Genomic DNA, 21,074 nt, shown 5'->3' on the forward strand with positions numbered 1-21,074 from the left:
TCTTAAGGCAAAAGAGGCCTTTTTATATAATTTTTATCGCCCACCCGCATAGCAGGTGGTTTTTTGTTTCGTGCACTCGCTCTGCTCGCGCACTCAACCAGGCCTAAAGACATTAATCTAAAAAAGCTGAGGCTAGGAGAAAGTTTTCTCCTAGCCTCAGCTTTTTTATAAGAGCGGGTAACGAGAATCGAACTCGCGACGCAACCTTGGGAAGGTTGAGTTTTACCACTAAACTATACCCGCATTAACTAACTAAGTTCAATACTTAGTTAGTATATACCTCTTCTAACTATTTGTCATCTTTTTTTAAGATTTTTTTGAAGATTTAGCATCTTCTGCTGTTTCTTCGTCATCCTTTTTTTCTTCACGAGGAACAGCCTTTACCATCTTAGCTTCTTTTTGGCGAATAACAGCGCGGCCATTTAATTCGTTAACCCCACTTTTATCAGACGGATCAAAATCTTGGATAGATACCATAATTGAATTAGTATAAACCTTTTCAACAACACCAGAAAATTCATGTTCGAGGGGACCGAATTTCTTTCCTTTTACAATATCGCCAATTTCAAAATCTGCCACTTGATTTCACCTCAAATATTATTTATTTTTACGCAAGCAATATACGTACCATACACTTTTTTTATTATATTTTCAAGTCAAAAGCATATAGTCAGTTCCTCTCATTAATGCTAAAATCAAAGCCGAAAGGAGTTTACCCATATGTTCAAAATAATAGTGGCGGTCTTAATCATTATTTTGATTCTCACCACTACCACTGGTTTACATGCAAAAATTGAACGGAAAGTGACTAACTGGCTTGAACTAAGCCGCTTATTCTTTTTCCTTTTATTGACCGCTTCGATTGTCCATACCTTTCTTCATTTTAAAACTCAGCTTCTGAGCAACCTAGTATGGATCATCTTTTTAATTCTAATCTATATCTTAATGGAAACTGCTTTCCGCCTTAAACGGGAAACATTTGGCAATCCCTATCTAACAGCCTTACTTTTTGTTGCCCTTATTATTGCCTTGGGGATTGGTTGTTGGTGGATCTAAACCAGTAACTATTTTCAATAGTGTCGATCATTTTCACTAATTGACTAGTTTCCTCAACATCATGAACTCGTAAAACACGACCGCCTCGCAAATACATTGCTGTCTCAGCAATCAATGTTACGCCGAGACGGTCTTCTTTTGCTAAGTTAAATAATTTTTGACCAAAACCTTTTCGGGAGATCGCAACCATAATTGGACGATGGAGGTAATTAAGCTGGTCAACGTTGCGCATCATCGCATAATCTTGATAACCGTCAGCAACCTTGGCATACCCAATTCCTTGGTCTAAAATCACTCGTTCAAGATCAATACCAGCAGCCGCTATTGTCCCAAGATTATGTTCAAAAAATTTCTGCATCGCTACGGTAAGGTTATCATAGTCATGGGTTCGGCTGCTATGCATCGTTACCATTCCAACATTTGCTTTAGCCATCAAAATTAGTTTTTGTTTTGAATTAAATGCCTGCACATCATTGATAATATCTACCCCAGCCTTAATTGCCGCCGCCATTACTGGAAGTTTATACGTATCAACTGCGATAGCAACCTGGGGATAGTTTTCACGAAGAAGCTGAATGGCCGGCATAATTCGCGCAATTTCTTCTTCAGGATCAACCTCTTTAAAGCCACCCGGTTTCGTAGTTTGCCCCCCGACTTCAATTACGTTTGCACCGGCAGCTACCATCTTAGCAATTTGATCGACGATAGCGGAGTAGGATTGAAATTTACCTCCATCATAAAATGAATCAGGAGTTACATTTAAAATCCCATAAATCACTGGTTGCTCTGTCAGATCAAAAGTAAGCCGACCTGCACGCCAAATAATTTGGTGATGACGATAAACCTGCTCAAGAGAAGCAATTAATTCTTGGTCGTTCTCCCACCGCTCTTTCACCCGCGCTATTAGTTCTTTTAGAGAAAGGAGCGGAAAAGAAAATTCTACGCGCTTTTCAACACAAGCGACGGGAGTATCAAAATGACGGATAAATTGCTCCACCATTCCAGTCGTCTCCACATCTGGACACTCCCAAGTCAATAAAAGCTGCTGATGGCGATTAACTTGGTCGGCCAAGATCGCGGACACTAACTTCGAATGGTCTTTAGTAACTAACTTTTCAGTAACTTTCATTTTATTCTCCTAATTGATCTAATAAATTTTTAACAGCCCGTGCACGATATAAATAAGAAATACGGGTCGGCTGATCCATTTCGGCAAGCGTTTGTGATTCGCCAGCTGGAATAAAAATCCGATCAAAACCGGTCGCATTAACTCCGCGTTCAGCATGAGCAATTGTCCCCTTTAATTGACCATGACCAATTTTAACCACTTGATTATTTATCGCTAGGGCAATTGTTGTTTTCATTATAAATTGTCGTGATTTACCATCGACTAAGTGAATCAAATAATCATTTAAATCACCATTGGGAACTTCTTGCGCCAATTCCCGCGCTGTCTGCACCCCGTACCTTCCAGGAAAAGCCGGAAGCTCTAAACCGGAATCATCGGCAATTATTTTTGCTGCCGGTAGTTGTTGACTGATAAAGAGGGCCTTCGCCTTTGCGTTTTCTTCATAACTCACTGTTGATTCAGGAGGAAAAGCTTGTTGAGGCAACTTTTTTCGATACCCTTCACCATGTTGGTGGTAAAAATTTAGAATGGTTTCAATTTCTTTAATTTTATGAATATTATGGGTTGCAATAATAAAGTTATTTTTCATCTAAATTGGCCTCGATATCTTTAATCGTATAAAAAGAACCCGTTACGATAATTAAATCATTCGGCTCTGCAATCTTTTTTGCCATCACTAACCCTTTTCGTGGATTATCAGCAATAGTCGCTTGAGGCAAAACTGATTTTAATTCATTTGCTTCAAGAGCGCGGGTGGGATGGTTAGGAGTAGTAATTATTATCTCATCTGCCATTTGCTGATAAATTTTAACCATCGGACTAATATTTTTATCAGCGAGGAAGCCAAGAACCATAATTACTTTATTATGGGGAAACTTAGAAATAGTTTGGGTAAGTTGCTTGGCTGCATCTGGATTATGGGCCCCATCCAAAATAATAGGAGGATGATCAGCAATTTTTTGCATTCGACCAGCAATCTTCACTGTCGCAAGCGTAGATAGTAAAGGCCGCCAAGAAGTGACAAGCCCTCGTTGAAAAAGAAAATTAAATACACTGACAACGGTTCCTAAATTTTCACTTTGGAAAGTCCCCAACAAATTAAAGGGAACTTTATATATTTTGTGGTTAGCTTTTAGGATCGCCTTTCCATCAACAATTGTTTGAGTATCTGCTTGCGTCAATCCTACTCCTTGTTGATGAGCCTTTTCCTTAATAATTGTCAAAGCGTCTTTTTCTTGATGTGGCGCTAAAAATACTTGCTTAGTCCCCGTCTTGATAATCCCTGCTTTAGCCTGAGCAATTTTAGTAATCGTTGGGCCTAAGATCCGCGTATGATCAAGGGCAATATGCGTTATCACACTAATAAAAGGCGCATTGATAATATTGGTTGCATCATCTTGTCCGCCTAAGCCGCATTCAACGACTGCCCAATCCACTTTTTGATCCGCAAAATATTGCAGCATTATTAAGGTCCACCACTCAAAAATGGTAATATCATCAGGTGAAATATCAGTCGGCAGGTGCTTGATGATCTTTTGGTAAGTGATTACAAAGTCTTCTTTACTAATCAAATGTTCATTAACCTTAATTTGCTCCCGCTCATCTACCAAAGCCGGACTACTAAAATAGCCGACCCGGTATCCAGCATTTTGCAAACCCTGTTCTAACATTGTCCCGGTCGAGCCTTTTCCGTTTGTCCCCGCAATATGGATAATTTTAAAGCGCTGGTCAGGATTTTCTAACCGAGTAAGAATTCGTCGTAAAAATTTTACCCGATCCTGTTGTCCTCCCAACATTTGGCGGTTAAAACCCGCGTTAATTCGTTCATAGGTCTGCACGATAATTCCTCGTTTGATTTAGAAATTCTTGTTTCAAATCACGGTCAGTCTTAAATTGACCTGTAAACTTATCAGTATAAGTAAATTGACCAGCCTTATTAACACCCCGCATTTCCATACAAAGGTGACGGGCCGCAATAGTCACTGCAACCCCGGCTGGATCAAGGATTCGTTGCAACTCGGCTACTAAGTCTGTTGTAATGCGTTCTTGCATCCCGGGTTTCTTCGTTACAAAATCTAACAACCGGGGAATCTTACTGAGACCAATAACTTTCTTATCTTTGGGGACATAAGCCACATTCGCGTATCCGAAAAAGGGCAGCAAATGGTGTTCACACATTGAATAAAAAGGAATGTGCTGCACTAATACCATTTCCGGCACATCATCAACATGAAAAACCTTATAGTTGGCCATTTCTTCTGGTTGATGATTAAGGGAAGAAAAAACTTCTTGGTACATTTTGGCAACGCGCTGAGGTGTTTCTGCCAATCCTTCTCGTTCCGGATCTTCCCCGATTGCAATTAATAAATCTTTAACAGCCCTTGCTATTTTTTGTTGGTCCATGAAAACACCTCTTGTCCATATATCTTTTTAAGCCAATTATGATCTGAAGTCTTATTTAACAAGTGATCCAATTGTTGATAATAAGGATCATTTTGATTAGTAATTTCGCGCATTGGCAATAAAACAAACTGTCGGTTAGCCATTTCTGGATGAGGGATCGTTAACGTTGGGGTTTTAATACGTTGATGACCAAAATCAATAATATCAAGGTCAATTGTCCGTGGGCCCCAATGAATGAGCCGGCGTCGATGTAACTCCTGTTCGATATTGTGAAGGTGGTCGAGAAGTTGCTGAGCTGTTAACTCGGTCGCAACCTTAACCGCAATATTATAAAAAGAATCTTGTTTGACATCCCCCACCGGTTCTGTTTCATAAACTGAGGAGATCGTCGTAACATCAATTTTAGGTGGCACATTCAGCATCTGAATAGCTTTTTGAAGGTTTGTTAACCGGTCGCCCATATTACTCCCAATGCTTAGATATGCTTCAGTCATAATTACTTGCTCCCTGCTACTTCAATTTCGACATTATCGAAAATTCCAGCGATTGGCACACTATATTTACGAATGCGAAGACGAATCTCATCAAGCATCGGGTATGTCTTGAAAAGCTCATGCAATAAGTTATTAGCAAGGCTTTCAATCAAATTGTAGTTATGATGGGCAACAAACTCCGCGATGGTTTCATAAATATCAGCATAACTGACAGTTTCCTCTAATTCATCGGTTTTAACCATCGTTTCAATTGGATAGTCCATTTCACAGTCAATTTCAATTTTTTGACCAAGCTTTTTCTCTTCTGCAAACACACCATTGTAAGTATTAAATGCCATGTTGTTAATTCTAATCTTTCCGATAAGCTATTGCCCCTTCATTTTTTATTTTCTATCATAACGCATAAGTTAGTTGGTGAAAATATCTTAATAGATTAAGGGGGCAATCTTTTCTTGGTACCATTGCTTACCAGCTTTTGAGAAAGGGTTAGTAAATGGCGCAGGTTTAATCAAGCGGTCATCGACGTTAAACAATTTTAACTGTCCCTTAACTTTTAACGGTTCAATCCAATAAGAACCACCTTCCTCAAATGGAGCAATTATCCACGCGTAGTATTTTTGTTCACCATCGTCCCGTTCTGCAATTCCAATGATCTTGGCAACACATAACGCATGACCAGATACCGCCCCACGTGTCTTCTTAGCACTATTGCAAATTAAAAGGTCTCCACGATATTTAGTTGTCCATGTCCTGTATTCCTCTGTTTTTGTGCCATTTAAGATTTCCATTCCATATTCAGGATGAATTGATAAAGCTTTCATCTTGGTCTTCCTTTGCAGTTTTATTTCAATATAAAGAAAAAAGCCCGGCAAATCAATGTTTACCGAGCTATTATGATGCTTCATAGAGTTCATACCAGCGCCAATAATACTTAGCTAGTGTCATACAAGGTTTACCTGGTCTAACTCTGCTTCTAGTTTATTGGCTGCTTGCAGTGCTTCACGCTTTAAATTAAAACAGCCGGCTGATTTCTGATGCCACTTTCCCTCATTATCTTGATAGCTTGCATAACCGTAGTATCCTTCTTACATAACTCATAAAATTACCTCTTTCAATCGCACAGCTTGCCAACGTGGAATATTGGAGGTATGTATTTGAGTTTCGTAGCCGTATTTTCGGTCACCAAAAAGGGATAGACTGAGCGCAGTTTTGCGTTGAGTAAAGATTTGTCCAATTCTGGACAGATGTACTCACCCCAAAATTGAGGTGAGTAAGATGTGCGCAATTATGCGCAGATCTAATCAGCCGAGTTTTCGACCAGTTTAAATTATGCAGTTAGTAAATCGGTAATACGATCCATTTCACTAAATGGAACTGCACTAATACCTACATCATTTGCAATCTTCATTGACTGTTTGCTTGGGCTTGCAACTTTTTCGTTATAAATAAGTAAAAAGGTTGGATCAGTATAATCAAATTCAACATTATTTTTAATATCGTTAACTTGAAAAGCTGTTTGCATCATATTTCCATTACTTATATTATTTGCTACATCAACTACTTTAAGTGGATGATGTTTTCTTTGAGGAACGACATAAGGCAATGGATAATTTACTCCACTGCGTCCAACGAAGCTACTTGGTATACCACCAAGATCTTTTTTCTTGAGTGTTGATATAACATCATCAACAAACATCTTTTTAACTCGGGAGTGTTGTGTGAATGAAAGATCACCAATTTTTAGAATTGCTGATGTTAAATTTAATTTCATTATAGGAAAGTCAGAAGGTGTACCAGTGTTAAATAAGATGCCTTCGTTTGAGAGAGAGACTTCATATTGATTACAAATCCTTCTTAACAATTGTTGGCGTGTATCAGACAAATTTACGTTCATCATCTTTAGATTATCAAGAGTATAACCATCATCATCTAGTTTAATTTTATGGTTCTTAATTTGTGATAGATAAAGAGTAACATTGTCTCCGATATTATCAGTAAACGGAGTAACGATTTCTTCAGCATCATCCAATTTGTTTATTTGATAACTTTTACTTAAAAAATGATAGTAATCATCTAATAGTTCTTGAGTTGTCTTAGTCATTATTGACACCTCCTTATACTAGATTATTTGAAATTGTTAATTCTTTGATTTCAAAGTTATTATAGACTAAAAAAGCTTTTAGTGATTTTAGCACATCATCAGATAAATAGGGATAATTTTTAAGTTCTGAAAGAGGGAAAGCGTCAATACCATTGTTATGTGCTTCATCAAAAATATGCACATGTGGTGTTGAAATATGACAATGTGTTTTCCCATTTATATCAACACGAATAAGAGTACCTTTTGAACTCCGCAAAATGTAGGTAAGATTATTCACTCTATGATGTCCCTTACGATTCTGAATTACAGTAAATTTTTCTTTTGTATTAAATTTTCCGTGCCCACTCATACTAACTTGAGTAAATTGAGCAGCCATATTGATGTTATAATCATCCAATTCTTTGGGCAAATCATGTAATCGTTGATATTCTTCGTTTTTCATTCATTCACATTCTTTCTCCGGAGAGGGCTTTTTTAATTATCTTGCAGATTTACGATAACCAGCAGCTTGTGCTTCGGCTTCAGTATTAAAGTAAACTGCATTAGCTGAGTTCATGCGATAGCCTTGCTGATCTGGAGTATGGTAAACCATCGTGCGTGAATTACCAACTATTGTGCCTTGTTGGTCGGTCTCCATATCACCCTTAGTGGTGTTAGCATCGTCATTGCTTGTAGCAGTTGAGTTATCTTTATCGTTCGTGCTGTAATCAGCGTTACTTTCATTTGAAGAAGTGTCCACTGAATCCCCTTCGCTATCTGACAATTCATCGTCCTCACTGTCGCTGCTTGATTCATCTTCACTGCTACTACTTTTCTCCTCATTATCATTACTCGAGGAGGATGCCTTAGCTGAGCTAGCAGATTGCGATACCGTTTCTGAATTACCTGACATAGCGCCATAAATTCCGCTGCATATTAACAATAATACGAAGGCTGGTAATACTCTTTGCAATAGCAACGTTTTTCTATTGTTACTGTTTTTAATTGCTTTAACGACATAATAAATAATTGCTCCAAGCGATACTAATGCTCCCAAAAGCATTAGATATTTAAATAGCCAGACAATAATAATGAATAGGAAAAGTCCTCCCAATACCGTGTCTCTATTTTTCATAAAATCCCCCAAATTATAAATCTAATAATTATTTTTTCTTGCATTACAACAATATTCCAAAATTAGCTATCTAATAGCTTATGGAAGTAAGTTACATAGGATTCAACTATGAGTGAAATTGTATTGAACATAGTAATAATGACATTTTGCAGTTAACTATAATAGAACTACTAATATATCAATAACTTTTTAGACGTGATGTTATTTTTTATTATTATGTTTAGTTTTTTGTAGTCTTTCTTGTGCTTCATGGACTACATGAGGATCATATTTTTCAAAATATAATTCATCAATTTCTTGAATACATTCTTTAGCGACACTATCACCTTTCTGCGCACTAAAAAACATTTCACTAACCCTGCTAAGAGTACCAGTATACGCTGCAACTGGTTCAGGTAAATCATCAAAACCATTAGTAAATTTTGAATCGGCTATTATTTTTTTATAGTTTTCTTTTTCTTCTGGCTGATTTGAAAAGAGTGCATCAATAATCAGATTTGCTTCTTCAAACTGTCTTTTACTGTAGTCATGAGTCGAAAGGTCATTTTCAAATAATTTCTGAATTATGTTCCAATTAATCTTCCCATTCTCATCAAACATTAAAGGTTCTAAGCTATCACTTTCATCTTTTATGTAATTACTTATACCTTGTAAATATGGAGTTGGAACGTTCAAATAATCAGCCATTTTTACCCATGAGGCTAAAGAGGGCTCACGCAAAGCTTTTTCATAATATGCAATTGCTTGCTCCGAAACTCCTAATAATTTTGCTAAATCTTTTTGAGTTTTATGTTGTGATAGTCGAATTTCTTTAATTCGATTATTATTCATAGGCTCTTTTTTATTTTTCGACACGATTTTCACCACTCTTTCACTACATAATAATAAGTCCTTTTTAATGTTTAATCAACAAATAGTTGACCTAACTATTTGTTGGGTGTATCTTATTAGCCGTAAGCCAACAATTTGTTGACATCAAAAGAGATGATACTAGATGCCAATGTTTCTAACAGATAATCAAGTTACAGCATTAAAACGGAAACGTGGGGAACTCAATTTATCTACTGTAACGCTTGGACGTCAACTTGATTTAAGTCGGTGGACGCTAGACAACATCTTTAAGCGCAACCATCGCAAGGTAACGCCAGATACTTATAAGAAGTTGAGCGATTGGCTCATTGATGAGTACGCCACAGCAGATATTAAAGACAATACCGCAGTAGTAACACAGGATAAGTAAGAGGATGTTTTGAATGAATGATATTTAATTCTTGCTATTTACGACAAGAACGACACAAACACAGCAGTTTCACTTTATGGAGCGTTTCATAGCAAGGAAAAAGTTAAGAAATATCGAAAAGACTTAGCTTATAAGTTTGTTGGTGACATGTTCAACACCACTGACAGAAAAGAGATTGAGCAAAAAAGCGCTGATGAGCTGAAATGGAATTTAGAAATGCTTTACGTCAAGCGTGTTAAGGACGTTTACCCGTGTCCTAATTTGACAGTTGAAGAACCGATGGAGGTTTAATCATGACATCAGATATTTTATTCAACGTGATTATTAAAAATCGCAATGCAGTAGTTAATAGTCGGGACGTGGCCAAAGTTTTTCATAAGCAACATAAAAACATTTTGCGTGATATTGACCACCTAAAAAGTGACTGGAGTAATTTTACTCGGCTCAAAAGTGAGCCCAGTAAAACACTGAACCCAAATTTGAGCCCAGTGGATTTAGAAACGTTGAACCACGTTAGCAAAATGAAGTTTGATGATTGTTTCATCCCCTCAACCTATATCACCAAAGACGGGCGAACAGTTCGCTCATATGATATGAACCGAGACGGCTTTATGTTGCTAACAATGGGCTTTAATGGACGTGACGCCTTAGCATTTAAATTAGCCTATATTTCTCGCTTTAATGAAATGGAGCAGGAACTAACCAAGCGTAACACCCTGTACGACTTAGAAAAGTATTTGCGTAAGCAATTAACCGATACTATCCAGCAGTATTACACAGGCGACAACTTAGGGCGTGAAATTATGCAACTAACTAATTTGTTGTACATGGTAGCAACGGGCCACAATGCAGCCAAGCTCAAACGTGATAGAGGTTTCTCTAAAGATGTATCAGCATTTGCAGAAGTCCTCACTAGTGATGAGCGAGAAGCGTATATCAGCACTGAAAATAAAATGATTGGCTTATATACAAGTGGTGTTAGTGGCTATCAAGAACTTAAACACCGATTAAGTAAAAAGCCGGTTTAATGATTGGAGTTGAGAAGATGGAAAGTTTACAAGTGCAGTTGCCAGATGATTTACAGGAAGCAATCAAAGCAATGATTGGGGATGCACTTAGCGAAGCGATTAAGGATGTTCAAACTAAAAACAGCTTCCCGCCTTATCTAAACAAGGGAGAAGCTAACACCTATTGTGGCGTATCACGGGGTATCTTTAATTCATGGATTAAGAAGTACGATATCCCCACTATACAGATTGACATCCCCAAAGACAATAAAAGACTTGCTGATATTTTTGATATGTTAATCCATAATTGCTATGAAATTGAGGACATCCAATTAGGAATTAATAACATTATGAACGCTGCTAATCAAATGCCACAATATCAAGATGAATAATCATTAGCCAATCTATTAATACAGCACCTACCCGAGTACACTAAGCAAACATTGGAACAACCCTCTAGTAATGATTAAGACGCAGAGGTGATACATTCATGAACCTAACAGCATTTGAGAGAAACCTTTCTAACTTTAGCGCTGGATATGAGACCTATACTAAATTGATGAGTGATATTAAACGATTAGACAACCTAATCCAAGCCAACGAGAAGCAATTAAACGATAGCTTAATCAAGATACCATTTACCCACTTGCATTTTGTTGATGGTCTAGGTATTTTCAAACATCAAACGCCTACCCTACTCAAACAAAACAGGCAATTAATATTTAAATACAATCATCAACTAATAAAAGTTTCTAACTCACTTCATGAGCGGTTAGCGGTGCAATTTAAGTAGTTCTTACACCCATAAATAGCTAATTACCACCTCATATATTAGCAACGCTGATATTAATATCCCCTACTCGATTTAAAACCTCTTTGGGGATGTTTCTAATTTCCCACTGGCAAAATAAAAAACCACCTAAAAACAGGTGGCCCACGTTGGCAAGAAGATATATTATTTTGTCGTGAAATTGTCGTGGATTTAATTAAAAATAGCGTTCTATAGTGTAAACCTAAAATCAAAAATGCTGATATATCAACGATTTAGACACTATTGAAAAGTATTTAAAATACAAAAAAATGCCTCAGGCAGGATTCGAACCTGTACATGGATAACCATACAACGACCTGAACGTTGCGCGTCTGCCAGTTCCGCCACTGAGGCACTAACTATTTTGTAACATTATTAAGTATACCGAACTCATCAAAAATTACAAGTATTTTTATTAACAATCCTCAATTTGCTCTTATTTAACAAATTGAATCATTGTTCCATATGCAGTTAGGACCAAGAATTTGGGTGCAACCTGCATATTGGCAACATCCGTAGTAAAACGAACCCCAACAACACCATCTGCACCTTTTTCACTGGCCCGCCGCTTTAATTTTTCTTGAACATCACTAAATAATTGGTCCATGGACTCAAATGAATCAATTGCTTCGGTAGGCATCGCCAAATGACTGGTCGCATTAACAATCCCTAAAATGCGGTGAGCTTGAGGAAACCCCTCAGTTGATAAAAACATCTATTATCCTCCCTAAATTCTTTACCATTTAAAAATAACAAAGAGGCCGAAACATTTCCAGCCTCTTTTGTTTATCGCGGAAAGAATCTGCTACTTTGCTAAGGAACTAATTATTAATTCATTTTTGATTCTAACTTCCGCAAAGTCGCATTTATATCATCAACCTAGTGCACCCTGGTGACCTTATTACATAAATATTCAGTCTAAAATTTCATGTCACACTTATGTTGCTTCTATCCTACTATTAACTTCTTCGGTGCTAGATTGATATAGGGGATCTTACCACTCTAATCTTTCCACACTTATAATGTACCACCATCTGTAAGCGATTTCAACGTTTAGCTTTAGATAACTTGAACTAAGAGTACATACATCGCAAACGCATTATTAATCATATGAATTGCAATTGAATTTCGAATGTCGTCCGTTCGCAAATAAACATAGGCCAAGACCATCCCCATATAAGCATAGATCAAGAAACTAATGGGATTAGTACTCATATGACCTGTAGAAAATACTACCCCCGAGAGGATAACTTTAGGCAAAATGTTGCCACGCTTAAAGAACATATTTGTCAATGTACCACGAAAAATAAATTCTTCAGCAATTGGACTTAGAACAACCGCCGAAAAACAAAATACGATCGTAATTACTTCATTATGACCAAGCATGCTTCCTAGTGCCGCATTATTCGCTGTCTCAGTTTGATGATAGATAAGTTGATTGAGATAGCTAAGAACATCCATTCCCAAAATAATCGCTAGGTAACCACCAACAATCCAACCAACCTTTATTCCTGCGGGCTGTCCTAATTGGTTATAAGCTTCATATGTCCGGTGTGCCCACCAAATAATCGCTAACATCAAACCAATGAATAAGGCCATAAAACCATCCACAATGAGTTGGTTAGTCCTTGAATAACGTAGAGCAAAATTAACTGCCATCGGGGGAACTTCAATTGCAATTACCATCAGTGCAATTAAAATCACCTTAGATATCCACCGTCTAATTACTTTTATCATTATTTTTCTCTTCCTTTGCTCGTTTCTCACGCATTCGCTGGATACTCCACCGGGTAGAAATCTTTGTCACAATGATATTTGCAACCACGAAACCAATTACCCATAGAAGGTACATTATCCATCCAGAGATATAATGTTCAGCAGTTAGCCATACTAGAATCGCAAAGATGATAAATGGCGGAATAACCACCTTAAGAATAAATTCTGCTTTCACAAAGAAAACCTCCATTATTATTTGTTCAACAGTTTACTAAATTGATACGTTAAGCGCAAGGTTGCTGAAAAAGATAGAAAGGCTGAGAAAAGTTTTCGCTTTCCTCAGCCTTTCCATTTTTAATTTATATTTAAATAAATCTAGTTATTCTTTGATGCAGCAACTACTTCGTCATAAGTAGGAATTGATGGTAATGCACCAAGCTTTTGAACAGCTAATGAACTTGCTCGTTGAGCGTAGACAATTGCCTTTTCAATGTTACTCATATCAGGCTTTAATTGGGATGAAAGAGCACCAATGAAGGTATCACCAGCAGCAGTGGTATCAACAGCATTAACCTTAAAAGCAGGAATGAAGTTGTAACCATCTTGAGTACAGTAGAAGGCACCCTTTGCTCCAACAGTAATAATTAAGTTACGGACACCCATTTGAGCAAACTTTGCAGCTGACATAAGCATTGAAGTTTCGTCTGTAATAATAATCCCTGTTAAAGCAGCACTTTCTGTTTCATTTGGAATAATTAAGTCTGTTAACTTCAATAAGTCAGGGTTAATTTCATGAGCAGGCGCAGGATTCAAGATTGTCTTTACACCATTTTCCTTTGCAATTTGGAATGCCCGTAAAGTAGCTTCTTGTGGAGTTTCAAATTGAGCAATCACAAAATCAGCAGCGGCAATTTGATCGCGAGCATCTTCTACTTCCTTAACGCTTAATTGTTGGTTAGCTCCTCCGTACACTAAGATACTGTTTTGACCACTTTCATCAAGCAAGATGGCGGCAGATCCAGTACCTGCTTGATCGTCAACGTGGATCCCAGTTGTGTCGACGTTGTTGTTCTTGAGGTCATTGATCATCATCTTACCACCAGCGTCATCACCAACTTGACCAACAAAAGCTGTTTCCGCGCCTGAACGTGCAGCAGCAACGGCTTGGTTTGCTCCTTTTCCCCCAGCAGCATTAGTTTTACTTAAAGCGGCAATCGTTTCCCCAGGTAATGGCATCCGCTTAACCTTCATTGTTGTATCAACATTTAAACTACCTACAATTGTTACATGATTTGTCATTTGTTTATTTCCTCCTTAAACAATTGGCATCTAATTGATAATATCATCATACCATATTATTTTGGACGATAGGAACTTGTACTATCTCGTTTAATTAATTTTACTGGAAAGTTTTGAACGCGGGCTTCAGCACTACTATGGCTAATCTGTTCAATGAGCATTTTAGTAGCTCCAGCGCCAAGGTCAAAAATTGGCTGTTGTACCGTAGTTAATCGTGGATAAACATAGTCGTCCCAGTAGATATTATCATAACCAATTACAGAAATATCTTCAGGAACCTTAACGTCTAATTCGTGCAACCCACGCAACAATCCAATTGCCATTTCATCGTTTGCCGCAAAAACAGCAGAAGCACCAGTTGCTAAAACATCTTTTGCTGCTTCATATCCGCCATTCTTCGTCAAGGGTGCCCGAATAACATCGTGAATAGGATCTAAACTTAGGTTATTTTCTTTAATAATATTTTTGAACCCATTCATTCGGTGATTTAAGTTTTCAGTTGGATTATCAGAGGTAAGAACGGCAATATGTTTGTGCCCAAGTCCAATGAGGTGTTTAGCCGCAATTTGGCCACCAAGGTAATCATTCGTTTGAACTCGATCACCCTCTTGCGTATGATTCTGATCAAACAAGATGTAAGGAATCTCATTAAAGGAGATAACTTCTTTAATTGTCTCTGTAGTCATCGTTGCACTAGCAATCACTAATCCACTAATTGATCGTTCAATCATCTGGGAAAGGTAATACTTTTCCAATTTTGGATCACGGTTGGCACTAAAGACAAGTGGAATGAATTCTGCTTCACGGGCAATACTCTGCACTCCCTCAACAAAAGTACCAAAAAATGGGTTAGCAATATTGGGAACTAGTACCCCAATTGTCTTGGCACTCTTTAAAATTAAGTTCCGGGCATTAAAGTCAGGAACGTATTTATATTTATCCCGTAATGTTAAAACACGTTCCTGGGTCGCCGTACTGAACCGATCACCTTTATTATTCAAAATTTGCGAAACAGTGGTTACAGAAACACCAGCTTCTTTTGCTAAATCACGAATTGTTATTTTCTTTTTCATGGCTGTTCAACCTCTTTAGTAAACAGTTTTATCTAGTTAATAACATTTAATTAATTTAAACTATCTCAACTCATATTGCAATCACATTTCGTTAAAAATATCATTAAAAATCTGTTTCCCGGTTGCCATTTGAGTACCTCGAACACGGAGATAGTCAATCTTTGCTCGCAAAATATCATATTCCCATAATGATGACAGGTCATGGTCATTATAGTAATGAATTGTTACTTTAATGGGTGTGAGAGCAGTAATTATTCCTGTAAAATCATCACTCCCCTTATACTTTTCAGTGCCAATCACTACTGGAAGGCGGTTCTCATAGGAATCATTGAGAAGGTTTGATAATAGGTTCCCTTGGGTAATTGCTGGATGATTATCAATAAATTTTTGTACTTGCCAAATATCAAAATAGTTGTGATCATGGGCAACTTTAGTTTTTTCAGAAACCGCCATTAGGTAGTCACTATGGCGTTCCGTATAAAGAATACTTTTAATCCGGATAGCAATTAATCCGTTGATTTTACCATCCCAATCAATGCTGATCATCAAACAAAATACTGGATCGAGAGCAACGACAAAGCCGACATTAAAATAATCATCATTTGGCAAGTTATGAACCTCAATTAATGTTCCTTGCTGCTTGGCCATTGTTAATTGAACGCGATTTTCACTTTCACTTTCTTTTCTCATCTTTACTTCCTTAATATTAATTTTTCACATGATTAGATTTTTAAAATTTAATCACATCTCTACTTTTATTATAATCGCTACCAATGTAGATGCGATAACTTTTACCACGATAAGTTAAATCTGGTAACCACCAAATATTGTAAAATTAGTTATGTCATTCCACAATATTTTGTAGTAAGATATTTTTTGTGACAAAAAAGTAAAGAGGGGCCATTATGGTGATTATTACAGCAGGGATGATTGGTGTCGGTAAAACAACTTTAACCGAGAAGATTGCCGAACACTTACATACAAAAGCATTTTTTGAACCAGTCGGAGAAAATCCAGTTTTACCACTGTATTATAAAAATCCAAAACAGTACGGCTTTTTACTCCAAATTTATTTTTTAAACAAGCGTTTCTCAATGATTAAACAAGCACTCACTGATGATAACAATGTGCTTGACCGGTCGATTTACGAAGATGCCTTGTTTACGCGAGAAAATAACGCCGAGGGTAACATCACTGATACTGAATTAGAAGTATACTTAAAGCTTCTCGACAATATGATGAGTGACCTCCAACAATTACCTAAGCGCGCACCAGACTTAATGGTTTATTCTGAAACTGATTTTGAAACCATCTTATACCGAATTAAAAAGCGCGGGCGGGATTACGAGCAAATTGATACTAATCCAGAGTTAAAGGATTACTATTACAAGATGTGGAATGCCTACAAGCAATGGTACAAAGATTACGATGCTAGTCCAAAAATGAAAATTGATTTAGAGCGTTATGACCTTGAAGATCCTAAGAACGTTGAGGCGGTCTTAGCAATGATTGATGAACGGTTGAAGTCGTTACGCTAAATAATTGATAAGAGCATGATTAGAGTTTTACCTTTTAATCATGCTCTTTCTTTTTCTTTAACAAACGACGAAAAATTTCAATCATTCCTGCCGTCCCCACTCCACCAAGCAAAGGAACATATTGAGGGATATTAATATCGTTTTTCCTCGCTTGAACGGGATGTTTGTCAACAATTGGTGTCACCTTACTCTCCTCTTTACTGTCTGTCACCGGAACAGGATTAGCCTTTTCATTGCTGATGTTAACTTGATCATCATATTTAGTAAGTTGGTAAGTATCAATCAGCTGATTTAGCTTCCGATCATACTCCGGATCTGTTGCATATCGTCCGCAAAGTGCTCGTGTAGCTTCACGATAATTTTTGGTATTTTGACAGTGAACTCCTTGATAAAGTGGGGCTTCTAATGTTTGAGCATAATCTCTTAACGCTTCATATTCACTTGCATACTGCCGAAAATTACTAACAACCTGAAACTTATGTCCTTGCTCGTCATATTCAGTCGTGGGTTGAGCAACTGTTTGACGGGTAAAATACCCCTTAACCCCAAAAAGATTATTATTAGGCGCCTTTCCCAACGTACTGCATCCCCAATCGCTCTCTAAGGCCGCTTGTGCAATAATAATTGACGGATACAAATCATATTCCCGACCAATTTGTTGAGCAGCTGGGGCTATTCGATTAATAAATCGTGCTTGGCCTGCAGAAGGTTGTTGAGGTTGATAAACTTGCTCATCTTTTTTATCTTTTTCTAGCAGCCGCCTTTGTTCAGCAGAAGTTTCAGTTGATGATTGGACTATTTTATGCTCGGGCTCTTCATCTGCCCTTGTCAAAGCATTATTTTGCTCATTTTCCTTTGCTTGAGTAACATTTTCATATTCTGTTAAATAAGCATCAATATATTCTTCATCATGATTAACTAAGGTCTCTTCATCAATTGGCTTTGCACGTTTCACATCTTCATTTGCATCAAATTGTGCTTGTTGGATAGTGTCCGCTTTAATCGGTTGTCCATTAAGACTTGTTAAAACAATTAATGCACTCGTAATAGCACGACGATTTAACACAATAAAACACTCCTTCATAATGTCCTATAGTATATATACGTGAAAATTATGAATTTGCATTTTTAAACTAGAAAAGACTAGAAGAAAATTCTCCTAGTCTTTATGTTTTACATTTCAGGATATGTCGTTTCCTTGATATCCAACTTTTGATTCTTCAAGTTTGTTTTAACAACGGTAACATCACATGGTGCTTCACGAATAGTATAAGCAGCCGTTGAACCAACGAGCAGACGACCGACAACATTTAATCCGGTTGCGCCAATAATGATTAAATCAATATCATTTTCTTTAGGATAACGTTCCGCCAGTTCAACCTTAGCGTTACCAACCTTCACATCGGTTTTAATATCTTTTATTCCAGCGGCTTCTGCTTTTTTCTTGTAGTCAGCTAATTTCTTTTGCATCGTTTCGATTGCGGAATCATAAATGCTATGACTAACAAAGCCGTATCCACCAGGACCAGTACTTGGATAACGTTCACCATTGATAATACTTAGTAAATATAACTTGGCATCATTGGTCTTAGCAATGTCAACCGCTTTTTCAAAAGCCATATCAGCTTGCTTTGAACCATCAACACCAACAAGAATATTTTGATAACTCATTCTTGACACCTCCATCTTCTGTCTTTATTTTAGCACAAAATTAATCAGTAACGAGATTATTAATTGCTTCCATGTAAATCGCCATCGATGTAATTAAATCATTAACAGGTTGATATTCATTAGCCTGATGCATTGTATTTGGTGTATGCGGCATTAAAGCACCAAAGGCAACGCCCCGCTTCATTAAACGACCGTAAGTTCCTCCACCAACGACTTCTGGTTTTGCATTTACATCTCCAGTTTGGTCAATATAAGCTTGCATCAATGTCTTAACGATTGGATCTTCAGGGTCAACATAGTGAGGTTCTTGTGCTGGTCCTTGTTTAACATTAATTTCCAACTTATCAGCAATTGCTTTAACCGTTTCTTCTAGCTTATCTGGTGTCATGCCTTTAGGGAAGCGGAAGTTCATATCAATGTGACCACCCTTGTCCGCATTAAAGTTTAAGATTCCGGCATTCATGGTCAATTCACCCATTACCGGATCAGTGTAAGCACTATCAAAACCATCCATTCGCGTATCTAAATGAAGATAGTCAGCTAAGAATTCAATGAAACTCTTTGCGCCCCCACCAAAGTCATATCGGTTTAAGAACTTTGCAAGGTAGGTTGCTGCATTGATTCCCTTTTCTGGTTCCATTCCATGGGCAGCTTTTCCGATGACAGTAATTTTAAGACCTTTATCTGTTGATTCAATATTACCTTCAACCGGATTTTCTTCAATAAAGTGACCAAAATCATTCGTAACTTCTTGAGGATTATCTGTTCGAATAAGGGCCATTGCTTCCCGCGGTACCATGTTGAAACGCAAACCAGATTCAAAACTAACTAGTTGTGTTGATGCATTCCCATTGCCAGCAGGAACATCAAGTAAGAGTGATACTTGACCCTTTTCACCGTTAATTACTGGGAATTCCGCATCTGGTGAAAAACCAAGTGTTGGGGCTGGTTCAACTTCAAAGTAACGGTGCATTCCAGTCCAATTACTTTCTTCATCAGTTCCAACAATAAAACGAACTTTCTTGTTAAACTTTACACCTTGATCTTTCAAATACTTCAAGGCATAGTAAGCGGCCATTCCAGGTCCCTTATCATCAGAAGCACCACGACCATATAAGTTGCCATCCTTGATAACTGGGTCAAATGGATCCGTATCCCAGCCCTTACCAGCAGGCATTACATCAAGATGGGCTAAAATGGCAAGTGTCTCATCACCTTCACCCCATTCAGCATACCCAACAAGGTTATCGATGTTCTTTACTTTAAAACCGTCTTGTTCTGCCATCTCTAAAAATGCTTTTAGCGCTTGGGCGGGACGAGGGCCAAGCGGATATTCATCTGTTGCCGCCGAATCATCACGGACACTGGGGATCTTCATTAATGCGACGAGATCATTTAAATAGTTTTCTTTTTGTGCCTCTGCGGCTTTCATCCAATCAGTCAAGATTAATCCCTCCAAAATATTCTACTTTGACTAATTTTAATGATACCATTAAATTGTCTATTAAATAAAATAATAAGGAGTCTTAACTGTGAAAAAACTTACTGACCAAATCTTAAAGGATGTTATTACTCCCCGTCCTGAAGACAGTTTCAAAGGTACTTTTGGTAAGGTTACCCTTATCGGTGGCAATCGTAATTTTGGTGGCGCAATTATTATGGCGTCAACCGCGGCTGTCTGTGCTGGTGCCGGTCTTGTAACAACTGCCACTGATGAAATCAACGCTAGTGCCCTCCATGCGCAGTTGCCAGAAGCGATGTTCGCTGATTTTACTGATGATGCCTTAGTCGCTGATCTTACTAAAGCTGCTACCAGTGTGGTTGTTGGGCCAGGTCTTGGAAATGATGAAACAAGTTTACGAATTTTGAAGAATGTTTTTGCTCATACAACCGAGAAACAAAATGTGATCATTGATGGGTCAGCAATTACCCTTATGGCGATGGAAAAGCTTGAACAACCACAGGGAAACATTATTTATACTCCTCATGAAATGGAATGGCAACGGCTCTCTGGAATCAAGATTGGTGATCAAACCGAAAATAAAAACAAGGCGGCTCAAGAAAAACTTGGTGCTACTGTTGTCTTAAAGAAACACCATACGGAAATTTATACTAGTGACCAAGTATATCAATTGCCAATCGGTACCCCGGCCCAAGCGGTTGGTGGAATGGGTGATACTCTTGCCGGGATGGTGGGAGGTTTCACTGCTGAGTTTAACGAGAAGGCAGATAAAGCCGTCCTCGCTGCCGTTTATGCGCACAGTGCGATTGCAGAAAAGATCGCCGAAAGCCAGTATGTCGTTCTCCCTCACCAAATTAGTCGTGCTCTCCCAACCTTCATGAAAAAGATGGAGGGGATGAATGAAGACCACCATATTGGTTTTTTGAATTAAGAAATTTTAGGACATTAAAAAGGTTCAGA

28 protein-coding genes, 2 tRNA genes and 1 pseudogene are annotated in these 21,074 nt (G+C 37.8%); 7 read left to right on the forward strand and 24 right to left on the reverse strand.

The genetic code is table 11. From position 1 onward, the window contains the following. Positions 1 to 172: 172 nt before the first annotated feature. Positions 173 to 243, reverse strand: a tRNA-Gly gene (locus LMB57_RS00025). Positions 244 to 306: 63 nt separating this feature from the next. Then, positions 307 to 579: a hypothetical protein gene (locus tag LMB57_RS00030; RefSeq protein ID WP_003664174.1), complete on the reverse strand. Its 273-nt coding sequence runs from the start codon at positions 577 to 579 to the stop codon at positions 307 to 309. Between the two features lie 141 nt (positions 580 to 720). On the opposite strand from LMB57_RS00030, the gene LMB57_RS00035 reads away from it, so the two are divergent. Continuing rightward, on the forward strand, positions 721 to 1,056 hold the full coding sequence (locus LMB57_RS00035) for a hypothetical protein (protein WP_229271701.1): 336 nt from the start codon (positions 721 to 723) through the stop codon (positions 1,054 to 1,056). Here the strand turns inward: LMB57_RS00035 and folP are convergent. The 12 genes and pseudogenes from folP to LMB57_RS00095 form a co-directional block, all read right to left on the reverse strand. Further along, the gene (folP, locus tag LMB57_RS00040; RefSeq protein ID WP_229271700.1) at positions 1,022 to 2,185 is read right to left on the reverse strand and encodes a dihydropteroate synthase; all 1,164 of its coding nucleotides are present in this window, start codon (positions 2,183 to 2,185) and stop codon (positions 1,022 to 1,024) included. The two genes, LMB57_RS00035 and folP, sit on opposite strands and share 35 nt — an antisense overlap. A 1-nt stretch (position 2,186) precedes the next feature. Further along, complete coding sequence (locus LMB57_RS00045; protein WP_229271699.1) at positions 2,187 to 2,774, reverse strand: non-canonical purine NTP pyrophosphatase; 588 nt, start codon at positions 2,772 to 2,774, stop codon at positions 2,187 to 2,189. Continuing rightward, complete coding sequence (locus LMB57_RS00050) at positions 2,764 to 4,023, reverse strand: bifunctional folylpolyglutamate synthase/dihydrofolate synthase (RefSeq protein ID WP_229271698.1); 1,260 nt, start codon at positions 4,021 to 4,023, stop codon at positions 2,764 to 2,766. Before LMB57_RS00050 ends, LMB57_RS00045 begins: the two co-directional genes overlap by 11 nt. Further along, on the reverse strand, positions 4,010 to 4,588 hold the full coding sequence (gene folE / locus LMB57_RS00055; RefSeq protein ID WP_229271697.1) for a GTP cyclohydrolase I FolE: 579 nt from the start codon (positions 4,586 to 4,588) through the stop codon (positions 4,010 to 4,012). The genes LMB57_RS00050 and folE overlap by 14 nt, the downstream gene beginning before the upstream one ends. Then, positions 4,570 to 5,082 (reverse strand): 2-amino-4-hydroxy-6-hydroxymethyldihydropteridine diphosphokinase, encoded by a 513-nt coding sequence (gene folK / locus LMB57_RS00060; protein ID WP_229271696.1) that lies wholly within the window; start codon positions 5,080 to 5,082, stop codon positions 4,570 to 4,572. The genes folE and folK overlap by 19 nt, the downstream gene beginning before the upstream one ends. Before the next feature lie 2 nt (positions 5,083 to 5,084). Beyond that, positions 5,085 to 5,444: a dihydroneopterin aldolase gene (folB, locus tag LMB57_RS00065; protein WP_324255210.1), complete on the reverse strand. Its 360-nt coding sequence runs from the start codon at positions 5,442 to 5,444 to the stop codon at positions 5,085 to 5,087. A 63-nt stretch (positions 5,445 to 5,507) separates the two neighbouring features. Then, positions 5,508 to 5,903 (reverse strand): ASCH domain-containing protein, encoded by a 396-nt coding sequence (locus LMB57_RS00070; protein ID WP_229271694.1) that lies wholly within the window; start codon positions 5,901 to 5,903, stop codon positions 5,508 to 5,510. A gap of 120 nt (positions 5,904 to 6,023) precedes the next feature. Continuing rightward, positions 6,024 to 6,098, reverse strand: a pseudogene (locus LMB57_RS00075) (hypothetical protein); the annotation flags it as partial. A 311-nt stretch (positions 6,099 to 6,409) separates the two neighbouring features. After that, a complete protein-coding gene (locus LMB57_RS00080; protein WP_229271693.1) occupies positions 6,410 to 7,183 on the reverse strand; it encodes a DUF1828 domain-containing protein in 774 nt (257 codons plus the stop codon). Between the two features lie 13 nt (positions 7,184 to 7,196). Then, positions 7,197 to 7,625, reverse strand: a complete 429-nt coding sequence (locus LMB57_RS00085; RefSeq protein WP_229271692.1) for a DUF6978 family protein — start codon at positions 7,623 to 7,625, stop codon at positions 7,197 to 7,199. 36 nt (positions 7,626 to 7,661) lie between these two features. Next, complete coding sequence (locus LMB57_RS00090) at positions 7,662 to 8,297, reverse strand: sunset domain-containing protein (protein WP_229275839.1); 636 nt, start codon at positions 8,295 to 8,297, stop codon at positions 7,662 to 7,664. Between the two features lie 201 nt (positions 8,298 to 8,498). After that, positions 8,499 to 9,128: a helix-turn-helix domain-containing protein gene (locus tag LMB57_RS00095; protein ID WP_229278018.1), complete on the reverse strand. Its 630-nt coding sequence runs from the start codon at positions 9,126 to 9,128 to the stop codon at positions 8,499 to 8,501. A gap of 163 nt (positions 9,129 to 9,291) precedes the next feature. Here LMB57_RS00095 and LMB57_RS00100 point away from each other — a divergent pair, with 163 nt between their 5' ends. The 4 genes from LMB57_RS00100 to LMB57_RS00115 all read left to right on the forward strand — a co-directional run bounded on the left by LMB57_RS00100 (position 9,292) and on the right by LMB57_RS00115 (position 11,337). Beyond that, entirely contained in the window at positions 9,292 to 9,537 is a 246-nt protein-coding gene (locus LMB57_RS00100) for a helix-turn-helix domain-containing protein (protein WP_229271689.1), read from the forward strand. A gap of 293 nt (positions 9,538 to 9,830) precedes the next feature. Next, positions 9,831 to 10,565, forward strand: coding sequence for a Rha family transcriptional regulator (locus LMB57_RS00105; RefSeq protein ID WP_229271688.1), 735 nt, complete (start codon positions 9,831 to 9,833; stop codon positions 10,563 to 10,565). 17 nt (positions 10,566 to 10,582) lie between these two features. Continuing rightward, complete coding sequence (locus LMB57_RS00110) at positions 10,583 to 10,936, forward strand: hypothetical protein (RefSeq protein WP_229271687.1); 354 nt, start codon at positions 10,583 to 10,585, stop codon at positions 10,934 to 10,936. A gap of 98 nt (positions 10,937 to 11,034) precedes the next feature. Further along, positions 11,035 to 11,337 (forward strand): hypothetical protein, encoded by a 303-nt coding sequence (locus LMB57_RS00115; protein WP_229271686.1) that lies wholly within the window; start codon positions 11,035 to 11,037, stop codon positions 11,335 to 11,337. 288 nt (positions 11,338 to 11,625) lie between these two features. Here LMB57_RS00115 and LMB57_RS00120 read toward each other — a convergent pair. From LMB57_RS00120 to LMB57_RS00150, 7 genes are all read right to left on the reverse strand, one after another. Further along, positions 11,626 to 11,709: transfer RNA gene (locus LMB57_RS00120), tRNA-Leu, on the reverse strand. An 82-nt stretch (positions 11,710 to 11,791) separates the two neighbouring features. After that, positions 11,792 to 12,070 carry a heavy metal-binding domain-containing protein gene (locus LMB57_RS00125; protein ID WP_003664194.1) on the reverse strand — a complete coding sequence of 93 codons (279 nt, stop codon included), beginning with the start codon at positions 12,068 to 12,070 and terminating at the stop codon, positions 11,792 to 11,794. Between the two features lie 344 nt (positions 12,071 to 12,414). Further along, entirely contained in the window at positions 12,415 to 13,092 is a 678-nt protein-coding gene (locus LMB57_RS00130) for a CPBP family intramembrane glutamic endopeptidase (RefSeq protein ID WP_229271685.1), read from the reverse strand. Further along, entirely contained in the window at positions 13,076 to 13,321 is a 246-nt protein-coding gene (locus LMB57_RS00135; RefSeq protein ID WP_267493681.1) for a hypothetical protein, read from the reverse strand. Before LMB57_RS00135 ends, LMB57_RS00130 begins: the two co-directional genes overlap by 17 nt. Positions 13,322 to 13,446: 125 nt before the next feature. Next, positions 13,447 to 14,370: a ribokinase gene (gene rbsK / locus LMB57_RS00140; protein WP_003668535.1), complete on the reverse strand. Its 924-nt coding sequence runs from the start codon at positions 14,368 to 14,370 to the stop codon at positions 13,447 to 13,449. 56 nt (positions 14,371 to 14,426) lie between these two features. Beyond that, complete coding sequence (gene rbsR, locus LMB57_RS00145) at positions 14,427 to 15,443, reverse strand: ribose utilization transcriptional repressor RbsR (protein ID WP_229271683.1); 1,017 nt, start codon at positions 15,441 to 15,443, stop codon at positions 14,427 to 14,429. Between the two features lie 81 nt (positions 15,444 to 15,524). Further along, the gene (locus tag LMB57_RS00150; protein WP_229271682.1) at positions 15,525 to 16,133 is read right to left on the reverse strand and encodes a hypothetical protein; all 609 of its coding nucleotides are present in this window, start codon (positions 16,131 to 16,133) and stop codon (positions 15,525 to 15,527) included. A gap of 215 nt (positions 16,134 to 16,348) precedes the next feature. On the opposite strand from LMB57_RS00150, the gene LMB57_RS00155 reads away from it, so the two are divergent. Beyond that, positions 16,349 to 16,981 carry a deoxynucleoside kinase gene (locus LMB57_RS00155; protein ID WP_229271681.1) on the forward strand — a complete coding sequence of 211 codons (633 nt, stop codon included), beginning with the start codon at positions 16,349 to 16,351 and terminating at the stop codon, positions 16,979 to 16,981. A gap of 34 nt (positions 16,982 to 17,015) precedes the next feature. On the opposite strand, the gene LMB57_RS00160 is transcribed toward LMB57_RS00155, so the two are convergent. From LMB57_RS00160 to pepV, 3 genes are all read right to left on the reverse strand, one after another. Then, positions 17,016 to 18,065 (reverse strand): glycoside hydrolase family 73 protein, encoded by a 1,050-nt coding sequence (locus LMB57_RS00160; RefSeq protein ID WP_229271680.1) that lies wholly within the window; start codon positions 18,063 to 18,065, stop codon positions 17,016 to 17,018. 89 nt (positions 18,066 to 18,154) lie between these two features. Next, entirely contained in the window at positions 18,155 to 18,667 is a 513-nt protein-coding gene (locus LMB57_RS00165) for a universal stress protein (protein ID WP_229271679.1), read from the reverse strand. A gap of 25 nt (positions 18,668 to 18,692) precedes the next feature. Next, a complete protein-coding gene (gene pepV, locus LMB57_RS00170) occupies positions 18,693 to 20,096 on the reverse strand; it encodes a dipeptidase PepV (RefSeq protein ID WP_229271678.1) in 1,404 nt (467 codons plus the stop codon). An 88-nt stretch (positions 20,097 to 20,184) separates the two neighbouring features. Between pepV and LMB57_RS00175 the strand changes: the two genes are divergently transcribed. Then, entirely contained in the window at positions 20,185 to 21,045 is an 861-nt protein-coding gene (locus LMB57_RS00175) for an NAD(P)H-hydrate dehydratase (protein WP_229271677.1), read from the forward strand. The last annotated feature ends 29 nt before the right edge of the window (positions 21,046 to 21,074 follow it).

Origin of the sequence: Limosilactobacillus secundus (genome assembly GCF_020784695.1) — a bacterium.
Taxonomy (GTDB): Bacteria; Bacillota; Bacilli; order Lactobacillales; family Lactobacillaceae; genus Limosilactobacillus; species Limosilactobacillus reuteri_F.